General features: G+C 70.8%; 14 protein-coding genes and 1 tRNA gene. 7 read left to right on the forward strand and 8 right to left on the reverse strand.

Going from position 1 to position 14,680, the window contains the following annotated elements; genetic code table 11:
- The first annotated feature begins 31 nt into the window (after positions 1 to 31).
- Positions 32 to 958 (forward strand): 5'-3' exonuclease, encoded by a 927-nt coding sequence (locus ACO1X9_RS15405; RefSeq protein WP_486351736.1) that lies wholly within the window; start codon positions 32 to 34, stop codon positions 956 to 958.
- Here the strand turns inward: ACO1X9_RS15405 and ACO1X9_RS15410 are convergent.
- Both ACO1X9_RS15410 and rlmN read right to left on the reverse strand, forming a co-directional pair.
- Positions 955 to 1,575 (reverse strand): hypothetical protein, encoded by a 621-nt coding sequence (locus ACO1X9_RS15410; RefSeq protein WP_486351737.1) that lies wholly within the window; start codon positions 1,573 to 1,575, stop codon positions 955 to 957. The two genes, ACO1X9_RS15405 and ACO1X9_RS15410, sit on opposite strands and share 4 nt — an antisense overlap.
- 24 nt (positions 1,576 to 1,599) lie before the next feature.
- Entirely contained in the window at positions 1,600 to 2,853 is a 1,254-nt protein-coding gene (gene rlmN, locus ACO1X9_RS15415; protein ID WP_486351738.1) for a dual-specificity RNA methyltransferase RlmN, read from the reverse strand.
- A 69-nt stretch (positions 2,854 to 2,922) separates the two neighbouring features.
- Here rlmN and ACO1X9_RS15420 point away from each other — a divergent pair, with 69 nt between their 5' ends.
- The gene (locus ACO1X9_RS15420) at positions 2,923 to 4,632 is read left to right on the forward strand and encodes a sensor histidine kinase (protein WP_486351739.1); all 1,710 of its coding nucleotides are present in this window, start codon (positions 2,923 to 2,925) and stop codon (positions 4,630 to 4,632) included.
- On the opposite strand, the gene ACO1X9_RS15425 is transcribed toward ACO1X9_RS15420, so the two are convergent.
- Positions 4,614 to 7,592: a hypothetical protein gene (locus tag ACO1X9_RS15425; protein ID WP_486351740.1), complete on the reverse strand. Its 2,979-nt coding sequence runs from the start codon at positions 7,590 to 7,592 to the stop codon at positions 4,614 to 4,616. The two genes, ACO1X9_RS15420 and ACO1X9_RS15425, sit on opposite strands and share 19 nt — an antisense overlap.
- A gap of 25 nt (positions 7,593 to 7,617) precedes the next feature.
- Complete coding sequence (locus tag ACO1X9_RS15430) at positions 7,618 to 7,944, reverse strand: YchJ family protein (RefSeq protein WP_486351741.1); 327 nt, start codon at positions 7,942 to 7,944, stop codon at positions 7,618 to 7,620.
- A 103-nt stretch (positions 7,945 to 8,047) separates the two neighbouring features.
- On the opposite strand from ACO1X9_RS15430, the gene ACO1X9_RS15435 reads away from it, so the two are divergent.
- Positions 8,048 to 8,812 carry a CPBP family intramembrane glutamic endopeptidase gene (locus tag ACO1X9_RS15435; protein ID WP_486351742.1) on the forward strand — a complete coding sequence of 255 codons (765 nt, stop codon included), beginning with the start codon at positions 8,048 to 8,050 and terminating at the stop codon, positions 8,810 to 8,812.
- On the opposite strand, the gene nhaA is transcribed toward ACO1X9_RS15435, so the two are convergent.
- Both nhaA and ACO1X9_RS15445 read right to left on the reverse strand, forming a co-directional pair.
- Positions 8,809 to 10,764, reverse strand: coding sequence for a Na+/H+ antiporter NhaA (gene nhaA, locus ACO1X9_RS15440; RefSeq protein WP_486351743.1), 1,956 nt, complete (start codon positions 10,762 to 10,764; stop codon positions 8,809 to 8,811). The two genes, ACO1X9_RS15435 and nhaA, sit on opposite strands and share 4 nt — an antisense overlap.
- Before the next feature lie 52 nt (positions 10,765 to 10,816).
- Positions 10,817 to 11,278 carry a DUF5997 family protein gene (locus tag ACO1X9_RS15445; protein ID WP_486351744.1) on the reverse strand — a complete coding sequence of 154 codons (462 nt, stop codon included), beginning with the start codon at positions 11,276 to 11,278 and terminating at the stop codon, positions 10,817 to 10,819.
- Between the two features lie 55 nt (positions 11,279 to 11,333).
- On the opposite strand from ACO1X9_RS15445, the gene ACO1X9_RS15450 reads away from it, so the two are divergent.
- The gene (locus ACO1X9_RS15450) at positions 11,334 to 11,876 is read left to right on the forward strand and encodes a LysR substrate-binding domain-containing protein (protein WP_486351745.1); all 543 of its coding nucleotides are present in this window, start codon (positions 11,334 to 11,336) and stop codon (positions 11,874 to 11,876) included.
- Positions 11,877 to 11,891: 15 nt separating this feature from the next.
- On the opposite strand, the gene ACO1X9_RS15455 is transcribed toward ACO1X9_RS15450, so the two are convergent.
- Entirely contained in the window at positions 11,892 to 12,431 is a 540-nt protein-coding gene (locus ACO1X9_RS15455) for a YaeQ family protein (protein ID WP_486351746.1), read from the reverse strand.
- Positions 12,432 to 12,507: 76 nt separating this feature from the next.
- On the opposite strand from ACO1X9_RS15455, the gene ACO1X9_RS15460 reads away from it, so the two are divergent.
- Together ACO1X9_RS15460 and ACO1X9_RS15465 are read left to right on the forward strand one after the other, a co-directional pair.
- Positions 12,508 to 12,717, forward strand: a complete 210-nt coding sequence (locus ACO1X9_RS15460; RefSeq protein WP_486351747.1) for a hypothetical protein — start codon at positions 12,508 to 12,510, stop codon at positions 12,715 to 12,717.
- Positions 12,718 to 12,973: 256 nt separating this feature from the next.
- A complete protein-coding gene (locus tag ACO1X9_RS15465; protein WP_486351748.1) occupies positions 12,974 to 13,405 on the forward strand; it encodes a hypothetical protein in 432 nt (143 codons plus the stop codon).
- Between the two features lie 50 nt (positions 13,406 to 13,455).
- Here the strand turns inward: ACO1X9_RS15465 and ACO1X9_RS15470 are convergent.
- A tRNA-Pro gene (locus ACO1X9_RS15470) sits at positions 13,456 to 13,529 on the reverse strand.
- A gap of 113 nt (positions 13,530 to 13,642) precedes the next feature.
- Here ACO1X9_RS15470 and ACO1X9_RS15475 point away from each other — a divergent pair.
- Positions 13,643 to 14,680, forward strand: a 1,038-nt coding sequence (locus ACO1X9_RS15475) for a DUF222 domain-containing protein (protein WP_486351749.1), incomplete at its 3' end; no start/stop codon positions are given.

The following is a 14,680-nucleotide window of genomic DNA, read 5'->3' on the forward strand; positions in this document are numbered from 1 at the left end:
CACGAGGACGGACTCGTGACACGATGACGGCATGACCGACCGCCTCATGCTCCTCGACACGGCGGGCATCTACTTCCGTGCGTTCTACGGGGTGCCCGACACCGTGACGGCCCCCGACGGCACGGTCGTGAATGCCGTGCGCGGCACGCTCGACATCGTCGCGCGGCTCGTGTCGCAGTTCGAGCCGACGCACGTCATCGCCTGCTGGGACGACGACTGGCGTCCGCAGTGGCGGGTCGACCTCATCCCGTCGTACAAGACGCACCGCGTCGCCGTCGAGGTGGAGGTAGGACCCGACGTCGAGGTCGTGCCCGACCCGCTGAGCGTGCAGGTGCCGCTCATCGCGGAGGCCCTCGGTCTGCTCGGCATCCCGATCGTCGGGGCGTCCGAGCACGAGGCCGATGACGTGATCGGAACCCTCGCGTCGACGGCATCGATGCCGGTCGACGTCGTGACGGGCGACCGCGACCTCTTCCAACTCGTCGACGACGCGCGCGGCGTGCGGGTGATCTACACGGGGCGAGGGATGGCGAACCTCGAGGTCCTCGACGGTGCGGCCGTCGAGGCGAAGTACGCGATCGAGCCCCGTCAATACGCCGCCTTCGCCGCGCTCCGCGGCGACCCGTCCGACGGGCTCCCGGGCGTCGCGGGGGTCGGCGAGAAGACCGCGGCGGGGCTGCTGCGCTCCTTCTCCGACCTCGACGGCATCGTCGCGGCGGCGAACGATCCGTCGTCCACGATCGCCGCCGGTGTGCGCGCCAAGCTGCTGGCCGCTGCCGACTACCTGGCGGTCGCACCGGCGGTCGTCAACGTCGTACGCGACCTCGAGCTGCCGACCGTCGAGGCGCGGCTGCGCACCCTCGCAGCCGACGAGCTCGAGCACGCGCGAGCGTTCGCCGAGCGCTGGGGTCTCGACTCGTCGATGACCCGCGCGCTCGGCGCGCTGCCCTCCGCTTAGGCGGCCGGCGGAGCCTCGGGGGCGACCGTCGCGGCCTTCTGCTCGGCACGCGCCGCGCGGAAGACGTTGAACAGGATGGCTCCGCAGCCGAGCAGGCCGAAGATGAAGGTGAACGCCGCGTCGCCCGCGACCTCGCCCGACACCGTCGGGTCGGCGAGGATCTCGCCGGCGATGCCCGGGAACTCCGGCGAGGTGAGCACCTCGACCCACGAGATACCCCACACCCCGGCGAGGGCCACAGCGATGACCGTGTATTGGGCGACGATGAAGGCGAGCACGAGCGTCACGATCGTGACGAGCGCGATGACCACCGCACCGCGCATCGAGACCCGGCCACCCGAGCCCAGACGGTAGAGGAAGAATGCCGCGAACGCGACGCCGAGCGCGACGATCGAGGCGATGAAGCCGAGGTTGTAGATCACCGAGAAGACGATGATGCCGACCGGGATGGTGAGCAGCGAAAGCAGCAGGCCGCGCACGAGGTTCTCGGGCGGCAGCGGCGGCGCGGCCGGGGCGACGGGCGCGGCGGGGGTCGCCTCCGCGGCGACCGGCTGCACCTCGGCGGGCTGCGCGGCGGCAGGGACGGATTCGGGCTGGTCGTTCACAGGAGTCGACATGCCCGAAAGTCTAGGGGTCCTCGACTATGCGTCGGGGCCCGCCGGCATCGGCGCGTCTTCGTCGGCCGCGGCGAGTTGACCGCACGCGCCGTCGATCTCTTTACCACGCGTGTCGCGGAGCGTCGTGGGCACGCCCTTCGCCTCGAGCCGTCGGACGAACTCGTCCTGCACCGCGGGTTCGCTCGCCGTCCAGATCGACCCGGGTGTCGGATTGAGCGGGATCGGGTTGACGTGCACCCAGCCGCGCCCGCGCGCGTTGAGCTTGTCGCCGAGCAGGTCGGCGCGCCAGCCGTGATCGTTCATGTCCTTGATGAGCGCGTACTCGATCGACACCCGGCGCTTCGTCGCGTCGAAATACGCGCGCGCGGCATCCAGCACTTCGTCGACCTTCCAGCGCGAATTCACGGGGATGAGTTCGTCGCGCAACTCGTCGTCGGGTGCGTGCAGCGAGAGCGCGAAGGTGACGGGGATGTCCTCCGCCGCGAGCTTCCCGATGGCCGGGGCGAGCCCGACGGTCGACACCGTGATGCCGCGCGCCGACATGCCGAGGCCGTCCGGTTGCGGGGCGATCATCGTGCGGATCGCCTTCAGCACCCGCGCGTAGTTGGCGAGCGGCTCCCCCATCCCCATGAAGACGATGTTCGAGACGCGTTCCTGGGAGTGGTCGGACTTCTTCTTGCCTCCGAGCCGTCCTTCGGCGATGACCCGGTTGGCGCGCACGACCTGGTCGACGATCTCCGCCGTCGAGAGGTTGCGGGTGAGACCCGCCTGGCCGGTCGCGCAGAACGGGCAGTTCATGCCGCATCCCGCCTGCGACGAGATGCACAGCGTGATGCGGCCGGGGTAGCGCATGAGCACCGACTCGACGAGGGCGCCGTCGTGCAGCTTCCAGAGGAACTTGATCGTGTCGCCGCGGTCGGTCTCGAGCCGTCTCAACTCGGTGAGGAGCGGCGGCAGCAGACCCGCGACGAGCTCGTCGCGTCCCGCCGACGGCAGGTCGGTCATCTCCGGGGCATCGGACGTGAAGTGGGTGAAGTAGTGGGTGGAGAGCTGTCGCGCGCGGAACCCGGGGAGGCCGAGCTCCGTCACCTTCGCGACCCGCTCCTCCGGGGTGAGGTCGGCGAGGTGCTCGGGCGGCTTGCCGCGCTTCGGGCTCGCGAACTGCAGCAGCGGGCGGCCCTCGGTGTCGAGCTTCTGCGACCAGCCTTCGGTCGCGGGCCTCACCTGCCGACCCGCGGAGCCCTGGCGCGGCCGGGTCTCACGGATCTCACTGCTCACCCGACCAGGGTACGGGGTGCTCCCGTTCTGGGGCTGACCGTCGTGGCGACGGGCCCGTAGCCTCGCGATATGACGACGCTCGGCACATCGCTGTCGACGCGCGCCCGGGATCCGCGGGGTGTGCCGACCGCCATCTCCGCGCTCCTCGTGCTCACCGTGGCGGTCAACGTGCTCTACCTCGTCGGGCTCGTGGCGTCCGGCGGTGAGAACAGCCCCTTCGTCGGCGTCGGGCTCGGCCTCGCGACGCAGTGGGTGCCGGCGACGATCTTCTGGCTCGTCGCGGCGAGGACGCATTTCACCCGCGTCCCCGTCGTGCTCGCGGCGGCAGGCGTCACGGTCTCCGCGCTCGGCGACAGCTACTACTCGCTCGCGATGGATGCGGACGGGTACCTCCCGTCGCCATCGCTGGCCGATCCCGCCTACCTCCTCTTCTATCCGCTCCTCGTCGCGGCGCTCATCACGCTCGTGCGCGAACAACTGCGCGGCGTCGGCCGCCTCGTGCTTCTCGAGACCGCCGTGGCGACCGTCGGAGCGTCGGCCGTCCTCGCCGTCCTGCTCGACCCGGTCATCCGCAGCTCGATCGAGGGAGACCCGCTCGCGGGCGCGGTCGCGATCTCCTACCCGCTGTTCGACCTCGTGCTGCTCGCCGTCATCGCCGGCATCGCCGCCGCCCCGACGATCCGACTCGGGCGGCGGTGGTGGGCGCTCATCGCGGGCCTGCTGATCACGGCGATCGGCGACGTCGCCTACGCGCTCCTCGGCAGCGTCGGCACCTACCTCGCCGGCACGCCGCTCGACGCGACGTGGGCGATCGGCGTCGCGCTCATGGCGTGGTGGGTCGCCGGGATGCTGGAGCCCGACACCGACTTCGCGACCTCGAACCGACGCGTCTCGATCCCCGTCCCGGGTTTCGCCGTGCTGGCGGGGCTGTCGATGCTCGTGGTCGCCACGCAACTGCCGGTCTCGATTCTCGCCGTCGTGCTCGCCGCCCTCACCGTCGGACTGGGAGCGGTTCCGATCGTCTTCCGGCAGTGGACCCTCGGGCGGATGCTCGCCGACCAGGAGGAGGCGGTGCGTCGGCTCACCGCGCTCGACAAGGCCAAGACGGATGTCATGGTGACGATGAACCACGAGTTCCGCACTCCCCTCACCTCGATCACGGGTCATGTGGAGCTGCTGCTCGACGGCGGTGCGGGTGAGCTCCCCGCCCCGGCCATCCCGATGCTCGAGTCGATCGAACGCAACACCGCCCGTCTGCAGTCGGTGATCGATGCCACGCTCACGTCGGAGCGCCTCGAGGACGGGCCCGACCTCACGCTCGCGCGGGTCGACCTCGCGGAGCTGACCCGACGGGCGACCGACCGCATCGCACCCCTCGCGGCGCAGAAGTCGATCGAACTCGTCGTGGAGGGAGAGGACGCGGCCCTCACCGTCGATGCCGACGAGGCCCGTCTCGAGCACGCGCTCGGCCACGTCCTCGGCAACGCTGTGAAGTTCGGCACGTCCGGCGGCCGGCTCATTGTCACGACGGAGCGCGCCCGGCGCGACGGGGCCGTCATCCGTGTCCGCGACGACGGCATCGGCATCCCCGCCGCCGACCTGGCCTCGATCCCGTCACGCTTCTTCCGGGCGTCGAACGTGCAGAACGCGGCGATCCCCGGCGTGGGGCTCGGCCTCTCGATCGCGCAGCAGGTCGTGCGCGCCCACGGCGGGTCGCTCGAGATCGCCTCGACACTGGGAGAGGGTACGACCGTCTCCCTTCACCTCCCGACGCGCTGACCCTTCGGGACCGCGAGCAGCAGCCCTCCGACGACGAGCAGCGTGCCGAATGCGGCGGCGTACCACGGGGTGTCACCCGGGATGTCGAGATAGGTCGTGATGCCGAGGATGCGCGAGAGCCCCCAGGGCAGCAGCCCCATCTGGTCGTTCCAGACGGTGAGAGCCGTCTCGGCACCGACGATCCCGACGAACACGGCGATGCCGCCGACGGCGGCGCCCGCCCCGGTCAGCGCGACACCCGTCGCCCGGCGTCCGCCGAGCTGCACCGCGAGCGTCCATGCCGCAGCCACGACCAGCCAGACGAGCAGCGCGAAGGCGACCGTCACGTAGATCGAACGCCGCGTCGGGTCGGTCCAGAAGCCAAACCAGTAGCCCCCCGGGCCGGTGGGCGCGAGCACGGCGGCGAGCAGCACGACCCGGAGGAGCGCGACACCGCCGAGGGTCGCGATGACCGGCCAGATCGTCACCCGACGGGCGGCGGAAACGGCGACGGCGGCGAACACCGCCCAGGCGGCGAGCATCGTGAGGGCGTGCGCGGGCGCCTCGAACCAGGTGAGGATGCCGCGGCTCGCGACGAGCGCGACGGCGGGCACCGCGATGAGCAGGGTCCGCTCGCGCAGCCCGAGGTCGCGCACTGCCTCGACCGCGCGCCAGGGTCGTGTCGCCGCGGTCAACAGCGCGGCCGACGCGGCCGCGCCGGGGAGTCGACGGACCCGGGGATGACGCGCCGCGATGCCGAGGGCGAGGAAGATCAGGGTGAGGCCCAGCAGCACCCGCGCCGACCACGCCATCGGCAGATCGCGCTCGGCCCGCGTGATGCCGAGGTCGGCGGCCGTGAGGTTGAGCGGCGGATGCTGCACATCGCTGGTGTACGTCTGGAGGTGCTGGACGGACAAGTCGCGGTAGAGGTCGAGCGACACCGTCCACGCCGCGTAGGCATCGGCCGATCCGGTGTCGTGCCACTCCGCGAGCCGCAGGAAGTACGACCGGTAGAGCGAGAGCACATCGAGCGTGGACTGCTCGTACTCGAGCGCCGCGACGAACTGCTCGCGCATCCCTGGCTTCCATGCCGCCTCGTCGGTCTCCGTGATCCGCAGCAGCATCTCGGCGACGACGTTCTGCGCCCTCTCACCTTCCGCGATCGCCGCGTCGAGTTCCTCCCGGCTGATCGCGTAGATGACATCCAGCACGGCGCTGTCGCCCGCCACGATGTCCCATTCGAACAGCCACATCATCGGTGGCGGCTCGAGCCCGATCGCGTACACCTTCTCGTCGGCGTACGGGCCGATGTAGAGCCCCTTCGTGATCGCCTCCCGGGAGAGCGCCATCGCCTCCCCGATCGCCGCGACGGTCACCGGGTCGTCGCTGAGCCAGCGGTGCGCCCAGTCGGCGGTGAGCTGGGCGGGATCGGCGTCGGGATCGCGGGCGAGGCCGAGCGCGAGCTCGGTGTTGAGCTCGGCGAGCTGCCAGAACCCGCTCGTGAGCTCGAGACTCATCGGCCCGGCCCGCCACGGTCCGCCGTCCTGCGTCCAGATCCAGACTCCCTCGATGTTGTCGTTGACGGCGAGGAAGCTCTGAAGAGCGTCGCGGTAGAGCACGCCGAGGTCGTTCGGGAAGGCGCCGAAGAACTCGAACTCCCGCCGCGACTGGAACTCGACGATGCGGCGATGGTCGCCGATCTCGAGGGTGTCGTTGAACGGCAGGTGACTGTAGAAGTCGCCGAGCGTGTACTTCGTCGAGACGACGAGGTTCGGGGAGTCGAGCCCGTCGAGCACCGCGTGATACGAGTCGACGTCGGTGTGCAGATCGCCGACCGCGCCGACCCCGACGCTCCAGGTGCGGAAGATGACATCGGTGTCCGACCGCTCCGCTTGCGAGCTCAGCGCGGTGAGCATGGCCCGCACCTCGTCGACGTTCCGTACCGCGAGCCGCGAGTAGTAGTCGAAGCCCGGGACGTCGTAGACATCCCCCGCCTCGCCGATGCGGATGACGACGCCGTCGAGCTGCGGCATCGCGGCGTAGAGCTCGTCCATCGCGCCCGTGTAGACCTCCCACAGCGCGGGGTCGGTCGCATCGAGCCCGAACGCCGCGTCGAGGTGCCGCTCAAGCGGCGTCGTGAGGGTGAGCATGTCGGTGCGCAGGTAGGTCTCGAGTCCGAGCGACTCCGCGTAGGCGAGCATCGGACGGTAGGCGTCGCGCATGGCCTCCGCCTGCGCGACGCGATCGGGGGTGTCGCGGTAGACGCCCGCGGCGTCGAAGGTGAGGAACTCGATGAGCCCGGGTACCGCGATCGCGGTGAAGCCCTGCGCGGCGGCGTGGCGGGCGAAGACTTCGAAGGTGTCGGCCGCCGCGGCGAACGCGGCCTCGTCGACGTAGGGAGCCTGGGGCATCAGGGCGTCGCGGAAGGCGCCCGAGATGTGCGAGTAGTCGTCCCCCGCGAGCCACTCCTCCTCGTCCGGTGTCACGCCGACGGCGCCGAGATCGGCCATGCGGAAGGCGAGTCGCGGAGCCACCGTCTGCCCCAGGTGTTCGAGCATCGACCGCCCGGCCCGCGCTTGTGCCGCGAGGTCGTACATCCCGCGGGCGAGGCCGGCATCCGTCGTCGCCTCGATCCGGAGAGCCGTGGCGGTGCCGGCGAGGGTATACGTCTCGTCGTCGCCCTCGCCGCCGCCGACGAGTTCGAGCGTCGCCTCGGGTTCGTCGGAGAGCGAGTCACCGAGGGAGGCCGCGAGCTCGGACGCCGCGGTCTCCAGACGCGGCACCGTCTCGTCGACGAGCACCTGCAGCTGGATCGGACGCACCGACGCACGCTCCGGCGCGGCCATCGGGTTCTCGACCGGGATGTCGACCTCCTCGGTGCGGATCCCGAGCTGGTCGGTGAGCACGAACGCGACCCCGGCACCGGCGGAGAGCAGCACGACCCAGGCGAGCGCGAGGAGCAGGAGACGACGGAGGCTCACGATCGGCAGGGTACCGCGGCGCCGCTCAGTCGAGGATCACGCCGTCGACGTAGACCCACCGGCCGTCGACGCGCGTGAACCGGCTGCGCTCGTGCAGCAGACCCGCACCCGCGGACGACCGGTACGACGCGCGGAACTCGACGACACCCTCGTCGTCGTGGGGCCCACCCGCGACGGTGTCGACGATCTGGAGGGCGCGCCACTCGAGCGCGTCGTCGAGGTCGAGCGTGGCAGGGCGGGTGGTCGGATGCCACGTCGCGAGCAGGTGCGCCGCGTCGCCTCGCGCGAACGCCTCGAAGCGCGACCGCATGAGCGCCTCGGCCGTGGGGATCCGCGCCTCGTCGTCCGTCACGTCGACACTCTGGCACGCCGACAGGGATTCGGCGCGCGTTCGCCGAGTGCGCTCGGGGGCTAGCCCCCGTGCCGACACGCGCCGTGACCGGTTGGCTGGGGCGGTGAACCCGACGCCTCTTGCCGACGTCCGCCGTGCGTTCCACGCACTCGACCCGCTCGGTCTGCGCGGTGCCGTGATCCTGCTCGTCGTGTTCGGCGTCACGCGTGTGGCGCTCGTCCTCCAGGCGAACGTGACCGCGACCTACCAGGCTGTCGGTGCGATCTTCGTCGTGATGGCACTCCTGCCATGGGTGCTCCTGACCCGCGACGGACGGCGGCGGATCGGGCTCGTGCGACCGAGGTGGCGCTGGCTGCCGGTGGCACTCGTGGCGGGAGCGGCGGCATCCGTTCTCGTCTTCGCGATCGCGACGGTCGCGTGGGGGCTCGCCACCTCCAACCCTTACGTGTACGTGTCGCTCTCGTACTCGGCGGTGCCCGACCCGCTGCCCGCCGACGACCGGATCATCTTCTTCGCGATCTTCGCCGCGATCGGGATGCTCTTCTCGCCCCTCGGCGAGGAGGTGCTCTACCGCGGGATCGCGCACACGGGGCTCGCGACACGACTCGGCGGTCGCGGAGCCTCGCTCGTGGATGCCGGCGCCTTCGCGCTCGTGCACCTCGCGCACTTCGGCATCGTCTACCTCGCGGGCGCGTGGGGGTTCCTCCCGGGGCCGGCGGCGTATTGGCTGCTCGCGATGTTCGGCGTCTCGTTGCTCTTCACCGCGTTCCGCATCCTGAGCCGTTCGCTCAGCGGCGCGATCGTCGCGCACGCGGGATTCAACCTCGCGATGACGTCGTGCATCTTCTTCACGCCGGGAGTGCTCTAGTCCGTGGACTCCTCGACGGGCGCCGGCTTCGGCCGACGTGTGGGATCCGTCGTCGGAATCTGGAGCGCCGCGATGAGCGACCGTGCGTCGTAGGGTCCGACGTGGCGGCGCCCGTTGAGGAAGAACGTCGGCACCGCGGTGATGTCCATCGCCTCGGCGTCGAGCATGTCGTCGCGGACGCGAGCCGCCACTTCGGCCGAGGCGAGGTCTCGCTCGAACTGCTCGACATCGAGGCCGAGCTCCTGGGCGCGGCGGATGATGTGCGACGGCAACTGCTCGTCCTGGTCGACGAAGAGCGCGCGCTCGAACTCGAAGAACTTGCCCTGCAGCGCCGCGGCCTCCGATGCCTCGGCCGCAGCGAGCGCGTTCGGGTGGAACCGGGTGAGCGGAGCGTGCCGCCAGACGTAACGCACGGCGTCGCCGAGCTCGTCGATCACCTCGTGTGCCGAGCCCGAGGCCTTGAGGCAGAACTCGCACTGGAAGTCGCCGTACTCGACGATCGTGAGTGCGGCATCCGGATCGCCGTAGATGTGATCACGCCGCGGGTCGACGGGGCGCACGAGCACTCCCGTGTCCTGCGTCGGGCGCAGAGCGTCCGAGAGCCGGAAGACGATCGTCGCGACGACGAAGGCGATGACCGAGGCAGCGAGCACGCCGACGCGCGCCTCGTTCTGAGCGGCTTCGTCGGTGATCGCGAGGTCGACGATGAAGAGCGAGATCGTGAAGCCGATGCCGGCCAGGGCCGCGCCGCCGAGCAGCCGATCGACCGTGAGACCCGGACCGAACTCGCCGACCTTGAACAGCTTCATCACGGCGGTCGTGCCCCAGATGCCGATCAACTTGCCGCCGACCAGGCCGACGACGATGCCCCATGTGATCGGCGACATCGCCGCGGCGGCGAGGATGTCGGGCGTGATCAGCACTCCCGCGTTGGCGAGCGCGAACAGCGGCAGCACGACGTAGGCCACGTACGGCGCGTAGGCCGACTGAAGTCGCTCGTTGATCGAGATCGACTCGCGCAGCGAGTTGGCGGCGGCGCGGGCGTACTCGGTGTTGGGCGACTGCCGGAACGTGCGCGCGAGATCGAGGGCGTGCTCGACATCCCGGCGGTTGGGGCGGTACACCGGCACGAGCAGCGCGATCGCGACGCCCGCGAGGGTCGGGTGCACACCCGAGGCGTAGAACGCGAGCCAGACCACGACCGCGAGCGTGCCGTAGACCGGGCCTCGTCCCCCGCGGAGGTAGCGCGTGAAGTAGACGCCCACCAGCCCGAGCGCGGCGACGACGAGCGGCATCCAGGTGAAGTTCTCGGTGTAGACGAGCGCGATGATGCTGAGCGCTCCGATGTCGTCGACGACCGCGAGGGCGAGCAGGAAGATGCGCAGGCGACCGGGGGCGCGCGGCCCGATGATCGCGAGCGCACCGACGAGGAACGCCGTGTCGGTGGAGATGACGATGCCCCAGGCGTGCTCCTGACCCGTGCCCTGCGCGATGAGCACGTAGAGCAGGGCCGGGATCGCGAGACCCAGGAGGGCGGCGAAGACCGGCACCATGGCGCGCGACCAGCTCGTGAGCTCGCCGATCGCGAACTCACGCCGCACCTCGAGACCCACGGTGAAGAAGAAGATCGCCATCAGGGCGTCGTTGACCATCGCGTGGAGCGTGAAGTCGAGCTGCAGGTCGGCGACGCCGATCGTGAAGTGCGTCTCCCAGAAGCCCTCGTAGCTGCCGTGAGACGCGTTCGCCCAGACGATGGCGGCGACCGTCGCAAGCAGCAGGAGCAGCGCACCGACGCGGTTCTGCCCGATCGAGCGGATGACGTCGGCGATCGAGCGCTTGTCGTCGCGCGAGTGGGTGTGCGGATGGTCGGGGTCGGGCGAGTGCTGGATGACGGTCAGCTGGGTGCGGACCGCTCGGGGTTCCTGCTGAGGCTCACGGGGGCGACGCGCCATCCCGATATCGTGCCAGGTTCTCGCAGCAATCGCTCAGGTGCGGGGGGGTCGCTCAGTCCTCGTCGTCGTCGTCGTCGACGACCACGGGACGTCGAGCCGAGGACTCGGCCGGACGCTCGCCGATCGCGGTACCGGGGATGCGGCCGCTCCCGGGGAGGTGCTTTTCACGCTCGACGACGAGCCACTCGGGTCGCTCCTCGAGCAGTGCGCGGATCTCGGCCGTCGTCATCGAGTCGCTCACGCCGGCGCGCGCCAACGCCGAGTTGGAGACGCCGAGCCGCGCGGAGACCTCGTGACGCGGATGCGGACCTTCGCGCCGCAGCGTCGCGAGCCACTCGGGCGGGTTGCTCTGAAGTTCCTGCACCGCGTCGCGGGAGATCGGCGACGCCCGGAACTCCTCCGGCGTCGCCGGCAGGAAGACGCCGAGCTTCTCGGCCGCCGTCTTCGGGCTCAGCAGCTGCTGCTTCGGGGGCTTCGGCTGCTGGCGGCGGTCTTCGCGCGGCGCGTCGGTCATGCCCCTACGCTACGCGGCACGGGGCCGGTGCAGCACCGCGGGCTAGCCTGGGGCCATGCCGGAGCCCCTCGTCGTCGCCTTCGTGCCCGGCGTGACACCGGGCAAGTGGGAGCGGGTGTGGCGCGAACGCCGTGCGGGCATCCTGACGCTGGTGCCGCTCCCCCAGGCCTCGGCGTTCGCGGCGCTCTGCGACGGATCGGCCCACATGGCTCTTCTGCGGGACACCGGCGCCGACGACGACCGGCACGCGATTCCGCTTTATCGCGAGCAGCCCGTCGTCGTCGCCCCGCGCGACTCGCTCGTCGCCGCCCTCGACTCGATCGATCTCGCCGACCTCGCCGACGAGAACGTGCTGCCCGTCGACCTGCTCAGCGGAGACGGGGCGGATGCCGTGGAGCTCGTCGCCGCGAACGTCGGCGTCGTGATCCTGCCGCAGTCGGTCGCGCGCGCGACGTCGCGGAAGGACGTCGTCGCTCGCCCGCTGCGGGACGGCGGGGACACGGGCATCTCGCTCGTGTGGCCCATCGAGGGCGCGCATCCGCTCAGCGACGTGTTCGTCGGCATCGTGCGCGGACGCACGGCGAACAGCTCCCGCTGAGGCCCGGACTGCGCCCTACGCGACCGGCTGCGAGTGGATCGCCGACGAGAGGTGCACGCCGTTCAGCTCGAGGTAGAGCTGACGCTCGGTGACGGTCAACGTGACCGCGTTGCGCCGCTCGAGCGCGCCGACCGCGGCGTCGACGAACCCGGGGTCGAAGCTGTGCAGCACGATCTCGTCGGCTCGGTGGATCTTGGCGCCCGCCCACGGTGCGGCGACCTTGGCCGGATCGCGGTGGGTGTAGACGACCGTGCGCTCCGCCGCCTTGCTGCCCGTGTGGAGGCGGGCGGCATCCGGAGCCCCGATCTCGATCCAGGCCAGCAGCGTGCCGCTCAGGTCTCGCACGAGCACGGCCGGCTCGTCCGTCGCGGAGATGCCCTCGCTGAAGGCGATGCCCTCCTGATACTCGAGGCAGTAGGCGAGCAGGCGCGTCACCAGGTAGGCCTCGGTCTCGGACGGATGTCGGGCCGCCCGCACCGTGAACTGCTCGTAGACGCCTCGATCCATGTCGGCCAGCTGCACCTCGAAGGTGTGCATCGTCGCGCCGGCCGCCATCCGACCAGCCTAGGCAGTCGACGCCCAGGTTCTCGCCCTCGGGTCGACGGGCGAGCGCGCGGAGTACCGTGGCCCCATGAAGAGCCGCCTCGGACGAACCATCCTGACCGTGATCGGGGCCGTGGCCGTCCTCGTCGGCGCCGTCTGGATCGGCCAGGGCGCGAATCTGATCCCAGGAAGCTTCATGACCGGCGACCGCACGTGGTTCGGGATCGGCCTGTTCGTCGCCGCGGCCGGCGTCGGCCTCCTCGTGCTCGGTCTGCGGCGTCCGACACGCGACAGCTGACCGTGTCTGTCTGGTCGCAAGGGTGCGACCTTCGTCAGGCGCCGTGAGTCGGAGCCGAGGCGGCGACGAGCAGCACCGGCGCCGTGAGGTTGAGGACGGGGGTCTCGGAGGCCCAGCATCCCGACCTCTTGCGTATCCGAACTCATCTGTCGACCCTCTGTGCCGCACCACGCGACAGTGCTGGGGTGGTGGGATGCCTTCCGAACGCCACGGGTTCCGCACATCCACCAGAAGCGGGGGTCGCCTGGCGACCGCCATGACCGCGACGGCGGTCGCCGTCACGTTGACCGCCTGCGCCGGCGCGGCAGACATCCCGCCCGGTGAGAAAGAAGCCATCAATCTCGGCACCAACGCGGAGGTCGGGTCGGTGAGCGTCGACAACCTGCTGCTGGTCACGCGCGGAGAGGCCCGATCCGCACGGTTGATCGGCGTGCTCACGAATCGCTCGGAGAGCCCGGTCGAGGTCGAGCTCTCCGATGAGGACGACACCGTCACCGTGACCCTCGACGGCGGGCAGCAGTACGCCTTCCACGAGCATCCGACGTTCTTTGCGACCGCGGATGACATCCCGGGCGCTGTGGCGACGGTGACCATCGGCGCGGACGACGAGGTCGAGTCGGTGACCATCCCGATCCGAGACGGCAGCCTCGACTGGCTCGAGCCCTACCTCCCGGAGAGCTCCGGATAGCGCGTCCCGACGCTGCGACGAGAGCGCCGGGTTCTGCGACGTCACATGTGTCGGGCTGACAGGATTTGAACCTGCGACCCCCTGACCCCCAGTCAGGTGCGCTACCAAGCTGCGCCACAGCCCGTGGCATGTACCGCTCTCCTCGCGGAGCCCGGCACAGCCTCCTACTGTAGCCGACCATCCACAGGTCGCCGACCGCGCGGTCGCGATGTCGGTGGGTGCTACTTAGATGTAGCCATGACCACCTTCCGCGACGCGCTCCGCGAGAGCGACGAGCTGCCCCCGGCGCTGCAGCGCATGGCGGCCGATGCGGGGGTGATCGACGCGATCGTCGAGACCGACCGGATGATCGCGTCCCTGACGGCGGCGAAGTATCGGCTCGTCGCGTTCGCGCATCAGACGCAGACCCGCGGAGCCGACGCGCCGTCGCATCCGCTCGCCGAGCGGGAGTTCCGCGCCGAGGTCGCGGCCGCGCTGCGCCTCTCCCGACGGTCGGCCGGCATGCTCATCGACGAGGCCGACGTGCTCACCGAGCACCTCCCGGCGACCCTCGACGCTCTCGCCACCGCACGCATCACCCCGCGGCACGCGCGCATCCTGGTCGACGAGCTCGCGACCGTCGCTGACGACGAGCGGGGCGAGGTCGAAGCCCGGGCGCTTGACGCCGCCGAGCAGTCGGCCAACGTCTTCGCCCGCACCGTGCGGCGCATCCGCGAGTCGCGCTCCCCTGAGCAGGCGATCGAGCGCCATCGCCGCGCCGTCGACGACCGCTCCGTGACCTTGGAGCCCGGCGCCGACGGGATGGCGTGGCTGACCGCTCACCTGCCCGCACCCGAAGCAGTCGCGGCCGACAGCCTCCTCGACGCCGGGGCCCGAGCCCTGCGCACAGCCGGCGACCCCCGCACGATCAGCCAACTGCGCGCCGGCCTGCTGCTCAAGGCGATCCTCGGCGGCGACGAGGCGCGACCCTTCGGCAACTCGACGCCCACCGTCGTCACGACGGTGCCCATCTCCGTGCTGCACGGGCGCGACGACACGATGGGCGAGCTCGTCGGCTACGGCCCGGTCGACCCCGCTACTGCCCGACGGGTCGCCGGCGCCGCACGGGTGCTGCGCCGCGCGATCACCGACGAACGCGACGACGCCATCCTCGCCCTCGGACGCACCCGCTACCGCGTCACCGACGACCTGCGACTCTTCCTTGCCATCCGCGACGGACGCTGCCGCTTCATCGGCTGCGCCGGCCGCGTCACCTCCGCCGACGTCGACCATGGC

It is taken from the genome of Pseudolysinimonas sp., from assembly GCF_057350545.1.

Excerpts from the sequence above, each read along its gene's own strand:
- ACO1X9_RS15405 (WP_486351736.1), top strand. The coding sequence starts at position 32 with ATGACCGACCGCCTCATGCTCCTCGACACGGCGGGCATCTACTTCCGT.
- ACO1X9_RS15410 (WP_486351737.1), bottom strand. The coding sequence starts at position 1,575 with ATGTCGACTCCTGTGAACGACCAGCCCGAATCCGTCCCTGCCGCCGCG.
- ACO1X9_RS15420 (WP_486351739.1), top strand. The coding sequence starts at position 2,923 with ATGACGACGCTCGGCACATCGCTGTCGACGCGCGCCCGGGATCCGCGG.
- nhaA (WP_486351743.1), bottom strand. The coding sequence starts at position 10,764 with ATGGCGCGTCGCCCCCGTGAGCCTCAGCAGGAACCCCGAGCGGTCCGC.
- ACO1X9_RS15445 (WP_486351744.1), bottom strand. The coding sequence starts at position 11,278 with ATGACCGACGCGCCGCGCGAAGACCGCCGCCAGCAGCCGAAGCCCCCG.
- ACO1X9_RS15450 (WP_486351745.1), top strand. The coding sequence starts at position 11,334 with ATGCCGGAGCCCCTCGTCGTCGCCTTCGTGCCCGGCGTGACACCGGGC.
- ACO1X9_RS15455 (WP_486351746.1), bottom strand. The coding sequence starts at position 12,431 with ATGGCGGCCGGCGCGACGATGCACACCTTCGAGGTGCAGCTGGCCGAC.
- ACO1X9_RS15460 (WP_486351747.1), top strand. The coding sequence starts at position 12,508 with ATGAAGAGCCGCCTCGGACGAACCATCCTGACCGTGATCGGGGCCGTG.
- ACO1X9_RS15465 (WP_486351748.1), top strand. The coding sequence starts at position 12,974 with ATGACCGCGACGGCGGTCGCCGTCACGTTGACCGCCTGCGCCGGCGCG.